The 15,583-nt window shown below is 41.7% G+C and carries 18 protein-coding genes (1 of these 18 running past the window's edge); 12 read left to right on the top strand and 6 right to left on the bottom strand.

Going from position 1 to position 15,583, the window contains the following annotated elements:
* The first annotated feature begins 13 nt into the window (after positions 1-13).
* The 4 genes from HC643_RS00875 to HC643_RS00860 all read left to right on the top strand — a co-directional run bounded on the left by HC643_RS00875 (position 14) and on the right by HC643_RS00860 (position 2,668).
* Positions 14-241 (top strand): hypothetical protein, encoded by a 228-nt coding sequence (locus tag HC643_RS00875; protein WP_050045095.1) that lies wholly within the window; start codon positions 14-16, stop codon positions 239-241.
* Entirely contained in the window at positions 238-1,353 is a 1,116-nt protein-coding gene (locus HC643_RS00870; protein WP_050045094.1) for an HlyD family secretion protein, read from the top strand. Before HC643_RS00875 ends, HC643_RS00870 begins: the two co-directional genes overlap by 4 nt.
* Before the next feature lie 71 nt (positions 1,354-1,424).
* Positions 1,425-2,108 (top strand): ComF family protein, encoded by a 684-nt coding sequence (locus tag HC643_RS00865; RefSeq protein WP_038082684.1) that lies wholly within the window; start codon positions 1,425-1,427, stop codon positions 2,106-2,108.
* An 89-nt stretch (positions 2,109-2,197) separates the two neighbouring features.
* Entirely contained in the window at positions 2,198-2,668 is a 471-nt protein-coding gene (locus HC643_RS00860; protein WP_038082685.1) for a PPC domain-containing protein, read from the top strand.
* 44 nt (positions 2,669-2,712) lie between these two features.
* Here HC643_RS00860 and cobS read toward each other — a convergent pair whose 3' ends face one another.
* Positions 2,713-3,495: an adenosylcobinamide-GDP ribazoletransferase gene (cobS, locus tag HC643_RS00855; RefSeq protein WP_038082687.1), complete on the bottom strand. Its 783-nt coding sequence runs from the start codon at positions 3,493-3,495 to the stop codon at positions 2,713-2,715.
* A 384-nt stretch (positions 3,496-3,879) separates the two neighbouring features.
* Between cobS and HC643_RS00850 the strand changes: the two genes are divergently transcribed.
* The 5 genes from HC643_RS00850 to psbM all read left to right on the top strand — a co-directional run bounded on the left by HC643_RS00850 (position 3,880) and on the right by psbM (position 6,718).
* Positions 3,880-4,332: a hypothetical protein gene (locus HC643_RS00850; RefSeq protein ID WP_038082689.1), complete on the top strand. Its 453-nt coding sequence runs from the start codon at positions 3,880-3,882 to the stop codon at positions 4,330-4,332.
* Between the two features lie 154 nt (positions 4,333-4,486).
* Positions 4,487-5,626: a tRNA guanosine(34) transglycosylase Tgt gene (gene tgt / locus HC643_RS00845; protein ID WP_050045092.1), complete on the top strand. Its 1,140-nt coding sequence runs from the start codon at positions 4,487-4,489 to the stop codon at positions 5,624-5,626.
* Between the two features lie 114 nt (positions 5,627-5,740).
* Positions 5,741-5,878, top strand: a complete 138-nt coding sequence (locus HC643_RS00840; protein ID WP_063779436.1) for a photosystem II reaction center protein K — start codon at positions 5,741-5,743, stop codon at positions 5,876-5,878.
* Positions 5,879-6,161: 283 nt separating this feature from the next.
* Positions 6,162-6,458, top strand: coding sequence for a 2Fe-2S iron-sulfur cluster-binding protein (locus HC643_RS00835; protein WP_038082692.1), 297 nt, complete (start codon positions 6,162-6,164; stop codon positions 6,456-6,458).
* A 146-nt stretch (positions 6,459-6,604) separates the two neighbouring features.
* Entirely contained in the window at positions 6,605-6,718 is a 114-nt protein-coding gene (gene psbM, locus HC643_RS00830; RefSeq protein WP_017746279.1) for a photosystem II reaction center protein PsbM, read from the top strand.
* 282 nt (positions 6,719-7,000) lie between these two features.
* Here the strand turns inward: psbM and HC643_RS00825 are convergent, their stop codons facing one another.
* A complete protein-coding gene (locus tag HC643_RS00825; RefSeq protein WP_038082694.1) occupies positions 7,001-7,852 on the bottom strand; it encodes a universal stress protein in 852 nt (283 codons plus the stop codon).
* A gap of 430 nt (positions 7,853-8,282) precedes the next feature.
* Positions 8,283-10,388, bottom strand: coding sequence for a M3 family metallopeptidase (locus HC643_RS00820; protein ID WP_038082710.1), 2,106 nt, complete (start codon positions 10,386-10,388; stop codon positions 8,283-8,285).
* Positions 10,389-10,642: 254 nt separating this feature from the next.
* Between HC643_RS00820 and HC643_RS00815 the strand changes: the two genes are divergently transcribed.
* A complete protein-coding gene (locus HC643_RS00815) occupies positions 10,643-11,092 on the top strand; it encodes a VOC family protein (RefSeq protein ID WP_038082696.1) in 450 nt (149 codons plus the stop codon).
* Between the two features lie 42 nt (positions 11,093-11,134).
* Here HC643_RS00815 and HC643_RS00810 read toward each other — a convergent pair whose 3' ends face one another.
* Genes HC643_RS00810 through HC643_RS00800 form a run of 3 tightly spaced genes read right to left on the bottom strand, consistent with a single transcriptional unit; the run spans position 11,135 to position 13,161 of the window.
* A complete protein-coding gene (locus tag HC643_RS00810; RefSeq protein WP_038082698.1) occupies positions 11,135-11,545 on the bottom strand; it encodes a VOC family protein in 411 nt (136 codons plus the stop codon).
* Positions 11,542-12,369 carry a formate dehydrogenase accessory sulfurtransferase FdhD gene (fdhD, locus tag HC643_RS00805; protein WP_038082699.1) on the bottom strand — a complete coding sequence of 276 codons (828 nt, stop codon included), beginning with the start codon at positions 12,367-12,369 and terminating at the stop codon, positions 11,542-11,544. Before fdhD ends, HC643_RS00810 begins: the two co-directional genes overlap by 4 nt.
* A gap of 3 nt (positions 12,370-12,372) precedes the next feature.
* Complete coding sequence (locus HC643_RS00800) at positions 12,373-13,161, bottom strand: ADP-ribosylglycohydrolase family protein (RefSeq protein ID WP_038082701.1); 789 nt, start codon at positions 13,159-13,161, stop codon at positions 12,373-12,375.
* 271 nt (positions 13,162-13,432) lie between these two features.
* Here HC643_RS00800 and HC643_RS00795 point away from each other — a divergent pair, with 271 nt between their 5' ends.
* On the top strand, positions 13,433-15,070 hold the full coding sequence (locus HC643_RS00795) for an AAA-like domain-containing protein (RefSeq protein ID WP_167844593.1): 1,638 nt from the start codon (positions 13,433-13,435) through the stop codon (positions 15,068-15,070).
* Positions 15,071-15,196: 126 nt separating this feature from the next.
* A protein-coding gene (locus tag HC643_RS00790) for a class I fructose-bisphosphate aldolase (protein ID WP_038082704.1) crosses the window boundary here: on the top strand, positions 15,197-15,583 show its start. It continues 696 nt past the right edge of the window; 387 of the gene's 1,083 nt are visible here — the first part of the coding sequence; its start codon is at positions 15,197-15,199; the stop codon falls past the right edge of the window.

Here is a 15,583-nt window from a genome sequence, read left to right as displayed (position 1 = left end):
CATCAATCGAATTTTGATTGCTGAAGATCAAATCTTGTTTGCTGTTTTAGGTATATTAACAGCAGATGAAACTTTACTACCGCAGCCAAACCTACAATTGCGAGCCACACAAGGTTTTCAGTGCTGGATGAACATCTGCGTGATGCCAAATAGAGTGCGATCGCGCAGGGAGAGAAATTCCTTAGCGATCGATCGCCTTAATTCGTCTTGGGTTAGTATCACAGCAAAGGTAAGCGAATGAAATACGATATGTTTTTTTTAGCAGCCCTTTTAGCAATTACAGGCTTGCGAGCTATCGTTTTATCCTTTTTTTCTAATTCTGCGGAATCTACTGCTCCTATAACTAGCACTATCAAACCTATAGAAGTAAAAACGACCCTGACCGAGAAAGCATCCAGTCTGGGTAGAATTTCCTTAAATGGTACGTTGGAAGCGGTAGAAACCGTTACTACTACCAGCCCCGTTATGGGACAGATGAAAACTTTGCTGGTGCAAGAAGGTGACAGAGTTAAAGCAGGTCAAATCATTGCCATTATTGATGTCAAAGATATCCAGCCACAACGCGATCGAGCATCGGCTGTGATTTCCCAAGCCCAGGCAGGTGTAACAGTTGCGACTCTCGCCGAAACTCAAGCCCTAGCAAACAAAACTCAAGCAGAAGCACAACTCAATCAAGCAGAGGTTCGTCAACAGGAAGCTGAAACCAAATTGCAGGAAGCACAAGCACAACTAGCTGACGCTCAGTTAAATCAACAACGCATGGCTACGCTGCGAAAAGATGGTGCAGTCAGCCAATTACAACTAGATACAGCCAATACCCAGGTAGCATTAATTGAAGCTCGCATTCAACAGGCAAAAGCTGTGATTGAACGAGCCAAGCGGGAAATTGAGCAAGCCAAAACTGCTGTAAAACAGGCAAGCTTCCAAGTCCAGCAAGCACGAGCAGGATTAAAGCAGGCGCGTTCCCAAGTTCAGCAAGCACGAGCAGAAGTAAAGCCAAAGATTGCTAACGTGAACCGCAGCATTGTTAAAGCACCATTTGCTGGAGTCGTCACCAAGCAACATACAGAAGTAGGTGCAATAGTGGGTTTTGGACAACCTTTGGTGACATTGGAAAATACCGATCGCTTGCAGTTTAGCGTTGCAGTACCAGAGTCAATGAAGTCCTTGGTGAAACCAGGAGATGAAGTAGAAGTGCAACTAGATGCTCTCAAGCATTCTGTGCGCGGACAAGTCAATCAAATTATTCTTTCTGCAAATCCCAACAGCCGTAGTTTTACTGCCAAAATAGCCCTTAAAAAAGCCACAAATTTAATGCCGGGAATGTTCGGGCACATAAAACTGCCTGAGTAGCAACCAAATGTTAGCCAAATCAGTTGATATATATTGAGAATAATAAAGTTATAATTTATTTAACGTGAGATATGGCCGTTTGGGAGAGAAATTTTCAAAGTCTATTAAATATTTTCCTAAAATCCTGTTGCACTCTATGCCAGCGGTCTACTTGCCAAGAATTTTGCCAAAACTGCCATCAGCAATTACAACGAGCTTATTTACCCAATCCTAGTGTATTTTGGCACGAGCCCCTTCCGGTGTTTGCTTGGGGAAGTTACGGTGGTACGCTGAAATTAGCGATCGCTGCCATGAAATATAAAAACCATCCTGAAATTGCTCGTCCTTTAGGTCATTACCTGGGCAACACATGGCTATCGAGTAGCCCTGCACGGAATACAAAATGCACAGTTGTGCCAATTCCACTCCACCCGAATAAGCAAAAAAAGCGGGGTTTTAACCAAGCTGCACTTATAGCCCAAAGCTTTTGTGAAACAACAGGATTGCAATTAAAAGTCAACGGTTTGGAGAGAGTAGAAGAAACTGAAGCACAGTATGGTTTATCCGTGTCCGAGCGACAAAAGAACTTAGCAAAAGCTTTCCGAGTAAGACAAGATTTTCTTTATTCCTTAGAAAGCCCAGTGTTATTAATTGATGACATTTACACCACTGGAGCAACTGCCAAATCTGCTACCCAAACACTCAATCAGTGTGGAATTGGAGTTTTAGGGATTGCAGCAGTTGCTCTTACCTTCAACCAGAACACCCCCAGTTAAAATCCCAGATAAAAACCATACATGGGCAATTTTGAGCAAGGAAAACTATAATTAACCAAACGGCGCTGTTTTCATGGAAGAGTCTCGGGATGATAAGTAAGGCTTTTGCAGTGGGGTTGAGAAAACTCGCGATTGCGAGTACCACGGTAGTGGTCATTGGTTTCAGTACAACAGCAGCTTTTGCTCAACCAGCAAATAAGTTGTATAGTCCGATTCCTTTGCCTCTAAGTAATGAAATTTCCGATATGCTCTCTGATAAGGATATTCCTACAGGTCAAGGCGGATATGCTCGCGATTACATGGTGAAGTTGAGTAAGGGAGATAATCTAGCCATTGATTTAGTCTCTGAAAGCTTCGATGCTATCATTACATTGCTAGCACCTGATGGAACCACTGTAGCAGAAAACGATGACGGTCCTGATGGTAGCAGCAATTCTCTGCTTTTTACCCGAGTTTCAGAGACAGGAAGTTACATCGTGCGCGTTCGGTCATTTGGAGAAACCGGGATTGGCGCTTTTAAACTTAAGGTGACACGACTGCAACCAGTTAAAGGGAGTTAGAGAGTGGTTAGTTGTAGTTGTTGGTTGTATTTAACCGCTAACGACTAACCACTCACCAACCCAGTCAGTACGCATAAAAGTAATGCTTCTGTCCACTCAACAACAGCACCGTAAGTGTCTCCTGTATGTCCGCCTAACTTACGGTTAAACCAAGCACCCGTAAGAGTGGCGATCGCAATTCCTGCAATTGCCATTCCTAGGGCAAACAACAGACGCTGTTTGTTCAGTAATATCTCTAATCCACTTAAACTCAATACTAAAAACAATCCCGGTAACAAGTCTTGATAAGAACGAATAACTTCTTTGTGAAATGCCCCCTTACCAGTTTTTTTGAGGTAAGGATACCGGACAATAGCCAATTGCTGACCCCAACGTCCCCACCCACAAACTGCCATTAAAGCCAACCAACGGTTTTTCTCCAAATCTGTTAAAGCAGCTATTTTAAGAACCACCAAAACAACAGCCGCCATTGCGCCAAATGCACCTGTTGCACTATCTGCCATCACCTCAAGTCGCCGCTTGGGATTTCCCACTGCCAAACCATCAGCTGTATCCATAGCTCCATCTAAGTGCAATCCCCCAGTCATGGCAACCCAAATACTGACCAGCAAAGCGCTACGAGTAAATATTGGCACATTCAAATAATTCATTCCAATATCTAATGTTCCCAAAATGCTCCCGATCGCACACCCTACTAATGGAGCATATCGGGCCACATACCGGAAGTCCAATCCTTCTAGATATGGCAGGGGAATACTTGTATAGAATACTATAGAAGCTGCCATATTTAACAGATGTTGTTTCCACCACGGATGCCGAACGGTCATCTGAACGATAAAGTATAAAGGATAATAATGTAGCTTACAGATCGAACCAAAGACAAGAAATACGGATACTTTATCTTTCGTCCTTTTTAAAGCTTTAAATAAGATTTATCAGTGGTGGGAACTTATTGAAAAAATTTTGTTATGCTAAGCTCAGTGATGATTTTTTATTTTTGTATAAATCAGCACTAAGCGAATTAGCTTTGCCAGTCTCAAAAGTTTGTGACAGTACCGTAGTACTGTTGCTTGCAAATTTATTGATTGCAGCTTTTCAATCAATCGTCCTACAAGTGAAGATATTTATTAAAATGTAGGGATTCAGCAAAGCTGTGACAATGACTGTGTAGCTATGTTGAACTCATCTGGGCTCCAAAAATTGTTTAATTTATGAGTAACCATCTACCCGATACCAAGATACCAGCTCCGTGCATTATTGATACAGGCGTGGTTGTGAATAAGCAAGATATGTGGCGATTACTCACAGACTTAGGTCGCGTTCGCTATATCCACACCCATGAGGGAAAATTGCAGAGCGAGGGGGAGGGGGATGTCATGGAAGTTTTTGCCAATCCGCAACGGTCTACCTTAGTTGCCAACCATACGCTTTATTTGAATGTTTATAGTTTTGATTACTTGGAATTAAAACTGTCTCCGGAAAAAGAAACTTATTTTGACCTTATTCAAGAAGGAATGTGTTTGCGACTGATTCCCCTTTCAACTTCTTTAGAAGAGAGACGCGAACGTTGTTTTCACATCAGTGCTTTAGAAGCCATGATGGAGCAAGTTTTCTCGGCTAAGTGGGATGCGGAAATGGATGATGATAACTGCGATTTATTTTAATTGGGGATTGGGTATTGGGAACTGGGGACGAGGAAGACAAGGAAGTTGATTCTACCTTGTCCCCCTTGTCTCCCTTATCTCCCTTATCCCCCGTGTCTCCAATTCCTGGATGTTACTATTAGCTATTAGCCCTTAGCAATTAGCAAATTCTCTCTTGACTGCACAATTTTCTTTTCAACGTCTTGCTAACTGTAGCCAGACGAAAGCGCGGGTCGGAATTTTTTCTACCCCTCACGGTATAGTAGAAACTCCACGCTTTATGCCTGTGGGGACGCTAGCCAATGTCAAAACGATTACTCCATCTCAACTGGAGGAAACTGGAGCGCAGATGGTTTTGTGCAATACTTATCATCTACACCTCCAACCAGGTGAGGCAATTGTAGCAGGAGGTGGAGGACTGCATAAATTTATGGGCTGGAAGGGACCGATCCTGACCGATTCAGGTGGATTCCAAGTTTTTAGTTTGAGTGAAATGAGGAAAATTAGTGAAGAAGGAGTTACTTTTCGCTCACCCCATGATGGTCAAATTATTAACTTAACTCCAGAGCGTTCTATTGAAATTCAAAACACTTTGGGCGCGGATGTCATTATGGCATTCGATGAGTGTCCGCCTTATCCAGCCACACGCCAAGAAGTGGAAGCTGCCACTCAACGGACTTACCGCTGGCTGAAACGTTGTATAAGCGCCCATCAACGTCAAGACCAAGCCCTGTTTGGTATTGTACAGGGAGGGGTGTATCTTGATTTGCGTTCTCAGGCAGCTTTGGCGCTCGCAGAGTTAGATTTACCTGGATACGCTATTGGTGGTGTCAGCGTCGGTGAACCGCCGGAACTGATTTCTCATGTGGTCAAAGCAACGGCACCTCTGCTACCACCAGAAAAACCTCGCTATTTAATGGGAGTAGGTACATACCGGGAAATTGCAATTGCGATCGCATCCGGAGTGGATTTGTTCGATTGCGTTATTCCCACCCGTTGGGCGAGACACGGTACAGCAATGGTGCAAGGCGAGCGTTGGAATTTAAAAAATGCAAAGTTTCGTGAAGACTTTACCCCAATAGATAACACTTGTCCTTGCTACGCGTGTCGAAATTTTAGTCGTGCTTACATATCACACTTAGTAAGGGCGCAAGAGATTTTAGCGTATACCTTATTAAGTATTCACAATATCACTGAGTTGATTCGCTTTACTCAAAAGATACGAGAAGCAATACTCAACGATACTTTTGCGATTGATTTTGCTTCTTGGCTGGAACAGGGGGCTGAGGATTTGGGACTGGAGAATGGGGATTAGGGAAAATCACTAACCACCGATCGCTAACTACTAACCACTAACCACTAACTACTGACGCGTGTTAAGATATTTCTCAATTCTGAAAGCTGTGTTGGATAGGTGGATTTAATAAATATGGAAGCAGCATTGTTGTTAGCAAAATTACCCGAAGCTTATCAAGTTCTCGATCCTTTGGTAGACGTTCTGCCAATTATCCCCGTTTTCTTCTTGTTGCTGGCTTTTGTTTGGCAAGCCGCTATTGGTTTTAGATAAACCATTTGACCTAAGTATAGGCTCAATACTCCCCAAACCCGACGATTTTTAGCTGTCGGGTTTTCTTTTACTCAAATTTCGTCAACAAAGTTGATAATTCTTAAGAAATTGTAATAACTTAAAATAAGTGGGTAATATATAAACAAGCGAAGTATGACAGGTAACGCCGCTACCGTGAAATTCGGGAGGTTGTATCTAATGAAGGACGAACTATAAGCTTTTGATCCTTTACCCTTTATCCTTATTGCTTTTTTAGTTAAGTACAGTAAACGAGGTATCAGAAATGGGTAACATTACATTTGTGAAAGAAAACAAAGAAGTCGTAGCAGCTAACGGCGCGAATTTACGAGAAAGAGCCTTGCAAAACAACATTGATATATACAAACTTTTTGGCAAGATGATGAATTGTGGAGGATACGGACAATGTGGCTGCTGTGTGGTAGAGATTGTTGAAGGTTTGGAAAATTTATCACCCCGTACCGATGCAGAAAACAAATTATTAAAGAAAAAGCCAGAAAATTGTCGTCTTGCTTGTCAAACTTTGGTACATGGTGCAGTCAGTGTAGTAACAAAGCCGTAAAAAAGGATAAACGATGGAGTGTAAAGTCACTCGGACTTAAAGTGGGGAGAAAGCCAGTTTTTATGTGTTTGTACTTGATGCTTCTTTCAACCATAGAATGGTATCCTAAAAGTGTTACCTAGATATCGAAGAGAGGCTGTCTTCCCATGCAAGTTAACGATCTAGGGTTCGTAGCGAGCATTCTGTTCGTTCTCGTTCCCGCCGTCTTTTTAATAATTCTTTACATTCAAACTGCTAGCCGCGAAGGTAAAAAAGATTAGAAAGCAGTTCAAAATTCAAAATTCAAAATTCAAAATTAAGAGAACTGTAGCTAGCAAGTTACCTATAGCAATCCTGTTTAATTTGTGAAATACACGTAGGTAAGGTATTTCCCAACCTATCAGTTATAAGAATCTTTCACGAATGAATTAGGATTGCTAGGGTTGTTTGCTATGTGCAAATTACGGGCGTGACAGCTTAGTAATTTTTTGTAGATCGAATAAAGCCCCTACATTTATAGCGTAGGGGTTTTTATTTATCAACCACCGATTGTTCAACTTTACTTAATCTACTGTTCTTGCCAGCAAAACAGGACAGTTTGCATTAACTCGAACGTAATCAGACAAAGATGCACCCAAAAGTCTGTCTATATCTACTAAACTCTTAGCAATAGAAGGACGGCGATCCGGAGAACCAAGGAGTAGTAAATCTACTTTCCATTCATCTGCCAAGCGACAAATTTCTTCACCAGGTTTACCACTACTTACTACACAACGAACTGGTATACCATATTTTTTAGCTTCTGTAGCGGCGGCGGCTAAAACAGGGCTGTGTTCTGCACTAATTTCATACATTTCAGATGGTTTACCACGCAAATCCGTATTAATATTAGCTAGAATTAACTCTCCTCCTTTAATATCTCGTAGGAAGAATAGAGCTAAAGTCAAGCAATGCTTGGCAGCTTCAGAGTTATCCATTGCCACCATAATCCGGTTAATTCTTTTGACATAAACGTCATCTTTAACCAACAACATGGGGCGAGAAGATAGTTGGAAAACATACTGACTGACGGAGTTCGATAGAATAGATTGGAGGCGTTTGAGTCCTCGCGAACCCATAATAATCAAGTCAGCTTCAATTTCATCGGCGACCTGACAAACCACAGTTTTGGGATCGCCTTGACGTAAAATAGAGGAAACCCGACTGGGATCTAGGTTCAAATACTGAATAGCATTCGCTAAAATTTTGCCGCCTTCTTCCCATTTAGTTGTCATGTTTTCGGCAGTCACTTGATCTGGTACAACGTGCAAAACGGTTACTTTTGCACGTTGAATTGATGGCACATCCTTTAAACTTTTGAGCATCTCTTCGGCGTGACCTAATCCAGAGACAGCTAGCAAAATTTTTTCTATCATCTTAGATCTTCTTGGGGTTCAGGTTACCTAATTTACTGACTGATAGTTAATGGTTATGAGTTAATTATTAGTAGCTGATTGTTCTAACAACCACTAACCACTAACCACTAACATTTCAAGTTATTGGTACCCAGTTTTTGAAAGGATTAACTGGGTTTTTGATGATTTAAGCTTACTATTAATTCTGACCCATGAACTTAATGAATGGTTATTAAATTTATTAGTTGTAATCTATGTTTACTCTTTTTAATTAGAACAAAGGTTAAGTAATGCAAAGAAAACTTGCAAGAATATGATGAATGTTACTTCTATTTTTTACAAAATTTAAAGACTTTTGCCGCACTCAATGCTACTTTGTTAAAGCTAACGCGATCGCTAACATCCTTCTGTAGAGACGCGCTGTGGCGCGTCTCTACATCTTTACAAACTTTTAAGCTGCAACAGCCAAACCATTGTGCTTGAGTAATGGTTCGGTACTCGGTTCGCGACCCCGGAAGGACTTAAAGACTTCCATCGGATGCTGGCTACCACCAAGCGCCAACACTGTATCTCGATAGCGCCTACCTGTTGCTTTTATGGCTGATTCGTTATCAAGACCGGCTTCTTCAAACGCTGCAAAAGCATCTGCACTGAGAACTTCAGCCCATTTATAGCTGTAATAACCTGCTGCATATCCTCCAGCAAATATGTGTCCAAAAGCACATAAGAAGGCATCCTCAGGTAATGGAGGCAGAACTGTTGTGGTTTTAGCGAGACGCGATCGCACATCCTTGGGAGTTTCCGCACCGCCCGGACGGTAACGATGATGCAGTTCTATATCAAGGAGACTGATATGGATTTGTCGCAACATACCAGTACCGGTCATGTAATTCTTTGCTGCCACCAGCTTGTGGTAATAATGTTCTGGCAGAGGTTCGCCTGTCTCATAGTGCTTTGCCATGCCAAACAAAGTTGGTCTGTCATAGCACCAGTTTTCCATAAACTGGCTGGGTAATTCCACCGCATCCCACTCAACATTGTTGATACCTGCAGCCGAAGGATAATCCACCTTTGTTAGCATCAGATGCAAGCCGTGACCAAACTCGTGGAACAGAGTTTCAACTTCGTCAAAAGTCATTAAACTGGGCTTACCATCCACTGGGGGGGTTTGGTTGCAAACCAAATAAGCCACGGGTAAACGAATAGTTGTCACTCCATTTTGCACGACTTTGCCACGGTTAATACAAACATCCATCCACGCACCGCCACGTTTTTCAGCAGGACGGCTGTAGGGATCTAAGTAAAAGTAAGCAATAGGATGACCTGCTTCATCAGCAATTTGAAAATACCTTACATCCTCCTGCCAAATGGGGGCTTGACCATCAGCAGGGGTAACAGTCACACCAAATAATCGATTGACTAATCCAAATAAACCATCAAGAACTTGAGGGAGTGGGAAGTAAGGGCGTAACTCTTCAGCAGTGAAGGCAAATTTTTCTTCTCGCTGACGCTCTGCCCAAAATGGAATGTCCCATTGCCACAAATCCTTTGCTTCTGGTGCTCCTTTAGATGCAGCAAACGCTTTGAGTTCATCCAATTCCTTCAAAGCAGCGTCATAACTGCGAGAACGCAATTCTTCTAACAAAGACTCTACTGCTTTGACGTTAGGAGCCATCTTACTAGCTAGGCTTAATTCAGCATAGGTCTGGTAACCCAGCAACTCTGCAAGTTCTTGACGCAGTTCCAATATGCGCTCAATCAGCGGGTTATTATCCAACTCACCTGATGAAGCACGGGCGATAAAAGCTTTGTACAGCTTTTCCCTTAAGTCCCGTCGGGTACTGTGTTGCATAAAAGGCACATAACTGGGGGCGTCCAAAGTAATGCGCCAAGGACCATTTTCTGTCGTAGCGTTCTCTTCTCCTGCAGAGCGTGCAGCTTGTGCCGCTAAGCTAAGTAAGCTGGGGGGTAAACCATCAATTTCTGCTTGAGTTGTTAAAGTCAAGCTAAAAGCTTTAGTCGCATCAAGCAGATGGTTGGAAAATTTAGTAGATATTTCTGCCAACTCCATCTGAATGGCATTAAAACGCTCTCTTGCCTCTCCCTGCAAGCCAACACCTGCAAGTTCTGCGTCTCGAATAGCAGATTCTACAATACGTTGTTGGGCTGTGTTTAAAGTTGCCCAAGTATCACTGGCGTGGAGTGCTTTGAAAGCGTTGTAAATTGGTTGGCTTTGGCTGAGCTTGTTCGAGAACTGTATCACCTGTGGTTGTACAGTTTCAAACGCTTCGCGCAATTCGGGGCTATTTTTTACACCCATAAGATGACTGACAATACCCCAACTCCAGTACAAACGTTCTGTGAGATTTTCTAGAGGTTCTACTAAACCACTCCATGTAGGCTCAACGTTAGCTTCTAGTGTTACGAGTTCTTTGTCTATTTCTGCCAGCAATTGGTTAAAAGCTGGTACAACCTGCTCTGGTTGTATTTGTGTAAAAGGTGGTAAGCCAGAACCTTTTAGTAAGGGGTTATCGGAAATAATAACTGCTTCACTCATCATTGTGTAAGAGTACCTGGTCAATAAAAGCAAAAAACGACTTTTCTTTCTTGTATCTTCTAATGTAGCCATTGAAGAATGCTATTGCGGGTTTTTCGCAGTTAAAGGTGGCGACAACCGCCTTCCAACAAAAAAAATACTCCAACTTTCCCAACTTGTAGGACTCGCGATCGCCTGTCTTTTAAGATTGTAGATTTATTAATACATTTGTACTAACATAGAGGTGTACTAAATTATTGTCAGAGGCAATAATTATGGCAGTCAAACCAATCCCTGAAGGTTTTCACACTGTTACGCCATCCCTTGTCGTAAAAGGAGCCGCAACCTTAATTGAGTTTCTCAAGCAGGCGTTTGAAGCTCGGGAAATTCGTCGCATCCAAAATCCAGAAGGCTGTATCATCTATGCTGAGGTTAAAATAGGTGATTCGCTCATCATGCTGAGTGAAGCGACGGGTGAGTTTCAGCCAATGCCAAGTTCGATTTATCTGTACGTTGAGAATACTGATGCAACTTACGAAAGTGCGATCGAAGCAGGTGGTACTTCACTGATGGAACCGAAAGATGAGTTCTGGGGCGATCGCCAAGCAGGGTTAAAAGATTTAAGCGGAAATCATTGGTGGATTGCGACGCATCAAGAGGATGTATCCCCTGAAGATTTGTCCGAACAACTCAAAATTTTGTTTGGTGACCAAGCAAAAGTTTAGCCGGACACGTTAGTGATTCTGTGTTTGGAGGAAGCGGTTCTGTTACTGGTGTGAGTCAGAAAGGAATTCAACAGAAAGAACGGTAGATTGATGCAGAATTAACCGATTGCTTTCGGGGTCATAAGCATAAATTTCTCTTCCATGGGATGCAGTTTTTATCTCTCCTGTTGGGGGGTAACCTAATGCAGTTAAATGTGCGATCGCACTCTCCAAGTTCCGCACCTCCAAACACAAGCTCATCTTACTTTTTTCAGAGTTTTCAAATTCAGACGAATCTAAATTTTTTGGTTGGAAAATACCTAGTTTTAAGCCCCTAAGTTGAAATTCTGCATAAACATTTGGAATAAGACTTGTTGGTTGTATACCTAGAAATTGGGTATAGAAACTGACGATAGTGTCAAAATGAACAGTTGCCAGAGTCACAAATGCGTCAGTAAATTGGGGGGGATTCATCGTATTTTTTCCAACCCAGCATATACATTAAACTTTTCGCCTCGCAAAAATCCGATTAAAGCGATTCCAAATTCCTTTGCTATTGACACAGCCAAACTGCTAGGCGCAGAAACAGAACAGACAATAGGAACTCCAGCTGCTGTAGACTTTTGCAAAATTTCAAAACTAGAACGTCCGCTGACCATGACAATACGATCGTTCAAAGGCAATTCCCCGTTAAGCAAAGCTGAACCTATTAGCTTATCTAATGCATTGTGGCGTCCGACATCTTCACGTATGGTTAGCAGTTGTCCTTGAGTATCGAACAAAGCAGCTGCATGGAGACCACCTGTTGCATCAAACACACTCTGGGCTGCTCTGAGTTTATTAGGTAATGTGTAAATGATGTCAGATGCAACTGCTAACCCTGTAGGAATAGGCGAGTAATTACGCAAACGCAAGGCTTCAAGACTGGCTTTACCGCAAACTCCACAAGCACTTGTTGTATAAAAATGCCTTTGTAGCGGCTGTAGATCGGGATTCAATCCTTCTCGAAGGGTAACGTTGACAATGTTGTAGCGTTGTTCTCCATCTACCAAGTTATCTACGCAATAGCTTATGCGTTGGATATCTTCTCTACAGCCAATGACTCCCTCGGTGTAAAGAAATCCAGCAGCGAGTTCAAAATCTGCTCCGGGGGTTCGCATCGTTACCGCAACTGTTTGACGTGGAAATGCAAGGCGAATTTCCAACGGTTCTTCGGTTGCAAGTTGATCGGAACGCGATCGCACTTTACCGTTTTCTATAAGCCAAACAGTGGCTTTGGTTTTGCTTCGAGTTGGCATTATTTATAAACAGTATTGGGACATAAACTGTTGGGTAACACTGCGTAAATGTTCATCTAGACGCTCGAACACCCATTGAGAGATTTCTGTTGGTACACCACCATAAAAAGCTTGAGCAATACCACCTGTAATGCAAGCAATAGTATCACTGTCACCACCAATAGAGATAGCATTGCGGATAGCATCTTCAAAATCAGTGGATTCTAAAAAGGCGATGATGGCTTGGGGAACAGACCCCTGACAAGAAACATCGAATCGGTAATTCGGTCTTATTTGGTCAAGAGTTTGACCGAGATCGTATCCAAAATGAGTTTCTATATAAGACTTGATAGAGTTTTTATTATGACCCATCCGCGCTTGAAAGATAGCAGTTGCAGTTGCTTGAGCACCTTTAATACCTTCCGGATGGTTGTGGGTTACCTCAGCGCTATGCCGTGCTTCTTGTAACACAATATCGAGATCGTTAAAAGCAAATCCAATAGAACTGACTCGCATTGCCGAACCGTTACCCCAACTGTTGTAGGGTTCTCTGCTGCTCGATCCCGCCCACATTTTAAAGGTTCCCCCGTAACCAGCTAAGGGATAGCGACGGTAGTAAGACTTAAATTTATCAATGTATTTGCTGCTGCCAACAGATAAATCCTCGTTCAAGATAGTATCAGCAACCGCAACTGTCAGCACAGTATCATCCGTAAAACGGCACTCACTTTGCAAAAGAGGAAAATCTTTCGTTTTGATATTGTTGGCTTCATAAACAGAGCCAATGATATCACCTGCGATCGCACCTAGCATTTGACTCATTTTCTATTTTAAATCTATCTTTAGGCAGATTGCTTATAGGTTCAATACACCTAAAGATAGATATATCTCCAAGAAAAGCATCTGTGTAGCCTCTCAATGATTGATACCCATTTGATGATAAGAATATTATGGAGAGTTGGGCTCGCTACATTACGTCTACTAGGGTACTCATCATTATGACTGTAGAGCAAAGAACAGGAAAATGTTCAAACCACGTGCATAGTTGCTTTAGTAATAACTAATTATCTGGAGTTGAGATCAAATGCAGTTTTCAGCCACCATTGAATTTCCCTGCGATCCCGAACCCCTGAATTCCCCTTATTATATCAGTCATTACTCAGTTGAGGAATTAACATATCAAGAAATTATGAGACCGGGAAGTGTAATTCGGATGCAAGCCCCTAGAAAGATGGGTAAAACTTCCTTCACTCTCCGCCTTATGAATTATGCTCGCTATCTAGGTTATAAGACTATCTACATCAATTTTGAGCAAGCAGAAGAAGAAGTTTTTACAACTTTAGAGAAATTTTTGCGTTGGTTTTGTGCTAACGCAAGCCAACAATTGCAACTTAATTCAAACCTTAATGAGTATTGGGATGAAGATATAGGTTCTAAGGTTAGCTGTACTATTTATTTTCAAAAATATTTATTACAAACTATTCAAAGACCATTAGTGTTAGTCTTGAATGAGGTTAATTGTATTTTTGAATATCCCCGAATTTGCCAAGATTTTTTTTCTTTACTGCGCTCGTGGCACGAACAAGCAAAACAATGGGAAATTTGGCAAAATCTTCGATTATTTGTAGTTTCTTCTACAGAGTTTTATACTGAATTAAATATTAATGAATCCCCTTTTAATGTTGGATTATCAGTTCATTTACCAGAGTTTAATTTAGAGCAAGTTCAGGATTTGGCACGACGATACGGACTCAATTGGACAAATGAGGAAGGTGTAAAAAATGCACGCTCTTTACAAGCAATGGTGGGAGGACACCCCTATCTCGTGCGATTGGCTATTTACCATTTATTGACTGCTCCAAATCTAAGCCTAGAAAACTTATTACAAGAAGCGCCTACAATGACTGGAATTTATAGCGCACACTTACGCCGACAGCTAGGAATTTTGCAAAAATCCCCAGAATTAGCAGGAGCATTTGGGCAGGTGATTGCTTCTACTACAAGTGTAGAATTAGATCACATATTAGCATACAAGTTAGAAAGCATGGGCTTAGTGAAATTAGTCAGAAATCAGTGTACGGTTTCATGCGATTTATATCGGCAGTACTTTGCGACTCAAAATCTCTGCAAGTGGAATTGGCAAGAACAGATTGAACATTTGCAAAGACAAATTCAAGAATTACAGCGCATATCTATTACAGACGAAATTACCGAACTCGCAAATAAACGTTACTTTAACACTTCTTTGCAAGAACAGTGGCAACAATTAGCTTTAGAAAACAAACCCCTATCTCTGATTTTATTAGAAATCGATGACTTTAAGAGTTATAACACCTCTCACGGTCAAGAAGCAGGAAACGATTGTTTGCGACTTATTGCTAACGTGATTTCCCAAGTTCTTGAAAGTTTTAATGATTCTACTTCGGCAATACCAGCTCGTTACAAAGGTACAGAGTTTGCTGTCATTTTACCAAAGATAACAGCTCCTATAGCTTTAAAAACTGCTGAAAAAATCCGAAAACAAGTCAAAAAGTTAGCTCTTGCTCATGATGAGTCAATCTACGGGCTGACTGCTAGTGTTGTTACTGTTACTCTGGGAGTCGCTTCTATAGTTCCTCAAATGCAACAGTCACCAAGTATTTTGGTAAATGCAGCAGAAGAAGCTCTCAACCATGCTAAAAGAAACGGACGCGATCGCACTTTTGTCAAGAATGATATATAAAGTATCAAGGATTTATATATAGTAAGAAATATACATGGTTATGTCTTAGAAAATTTTTATACTTTATTCTTCTAAAAGCTATCATAAAGGCAAAGACACGCTTGTAAATTCCCTGAGGAAACCCTAATGACAACAACGCTGTCTGCGCCCAATTTTATTGAGTCCCTATTGGGTAAAGAAGCTGAGGACTTGCTCACTCATAAGGCAAAAGTTTCTAAAGATTTATTACACTTACCTGGACCGGACTTTGTAGACCGAGTTTGGCTGAGTAGCGATCGTAACCCTCAAGTTTTGCGGAATTTGCAGACCCTTTATTCTACCGGACGCCTTGCTAACACTGGGTATTTATCGATTCTCCCTGTAGATCAAGGAATTGAACACTCAGCGGGTGCATCTTTCGCGCCCAATCCTATCTACTTTGACCCAGAAAATATTGTCAAGCTAGCGATAGAAGGAGGTTGTAACGCTGTTGCTACAACTCTAGGAGTATTGGGCGCTGTTTCACGCAAATAT

Origin of the sequence: Tolypothrix bouteillei VB521301, from assembly GCF_000760695.4 — a bacterium.
Classification (GTDB): domain Bacteria; phylum Cyanobacteriota; class Cyanobacteriia; order Cyanobacteriales; family Nostocaceae; genus Scytonema; species Scytonema bouteillei_A.
This window is presented reverse-complemented; position numbering and strand designations above follow the sequence as displayed.

Coding starts and splice junctions, on each gene's coding strand:
- cobS (WP_038082687.1), bottom strand. CDS start 3,495: ATGACCGTTCGGCATCCGTGGTGGAAACAACATCTGTTAAATATGGCA.
- psbM (WP_017746279.1), top strand. CDS start 6,605: ATGCAAGTTAACGATCTAGGGTTCGTAGCGAGCATTCTGTTCGTTCTC.
- HC643_RS00815 (WP_038082696.1), top strand. CDS start 10,643: ATGGCAGTCAAACCAATCCCTGAAGGTTTTCACACTGTTACGCCATCC.
- HC643_RS00840 (WP_063779436.1), top strand. CDS start 5,741: ATGGAAGCAGCATTGTTGTTAGCAAAATTACCCGAAGCTTATCAAGTT.
- HC643_RS00820 (WP_038082710.1), bottom strand. CDS start 10,388: ATGAGTGAAGCAGTTATTATTTCCGATAACCCCTTACTAAAAGGTTCT.
- HC643_RS00850 (WP_038082689.1), top strand. CDS start 3,880: ATGAGTAACCATCTACCCGATACCAAGATACCAGCTCCGTGCATTATT.
- HC643_RS00810 (WP_038082698.1), bottom strand. CDS start 11,545: ATGAATCCCCCCCAATTTACTGACGCATTTGTGACTCTGGCAACTGTT.
- HC643_RS00860 (WP_038082685.1), top strand. CDS start 2,198: ATGATAAGTAAGGCTTTTGCAGTGGGGTTGAGAAAACTCGCGATTGCG.
- fdhD (WP_038082699.1), bottom strand. CDS start 12,369: ATGCCAACTCGAAGCAAAACCAAAGCCACTGTTTGGCTTATAGAAAAC.
- HC643_RS00835 (WP_038082692.1), top strand. CDS start 6,162: ATGGGTAACATTACATTTGTGAAAGAAAACAAAGAAGTCGTAGCAGCT.
- HC643_RS00800 (WP_038082701.1), bottom strand. CDS start 13,161: ATGCTAGGTGCGATCGCAGGTGATATCATTGGCTCTGTTTATGAAGCC.
- HC643_RS00825 (WP_038082694.1), bottom strand. CDS start 7,852: ATGATAGAAAAAATTTTGCTAGCTGTCTCTGGATTAGGTCACGCCGAA.
- HC643_RS00870 (WP_050045094.1), top strand. CDS start 238: ATGAAATACGATATGTTTTTTTTAGCAGCCCTTTTAGCAATTACAGGC.
- HC643_RS00865 (WP_038082684.1), top strand. CDS start 1,425: ATGGCCGTTTGGGAGAGAAATTTTCAAAGTCTATTAAATATTTTCCTA.
- HC643_RS00795 (WP_167844593.1), top strand. CDS start 13,433: ATGCAGTTTTCAGCCACCATTGAATTTCCCTGCGATCCCGAACCCCTG.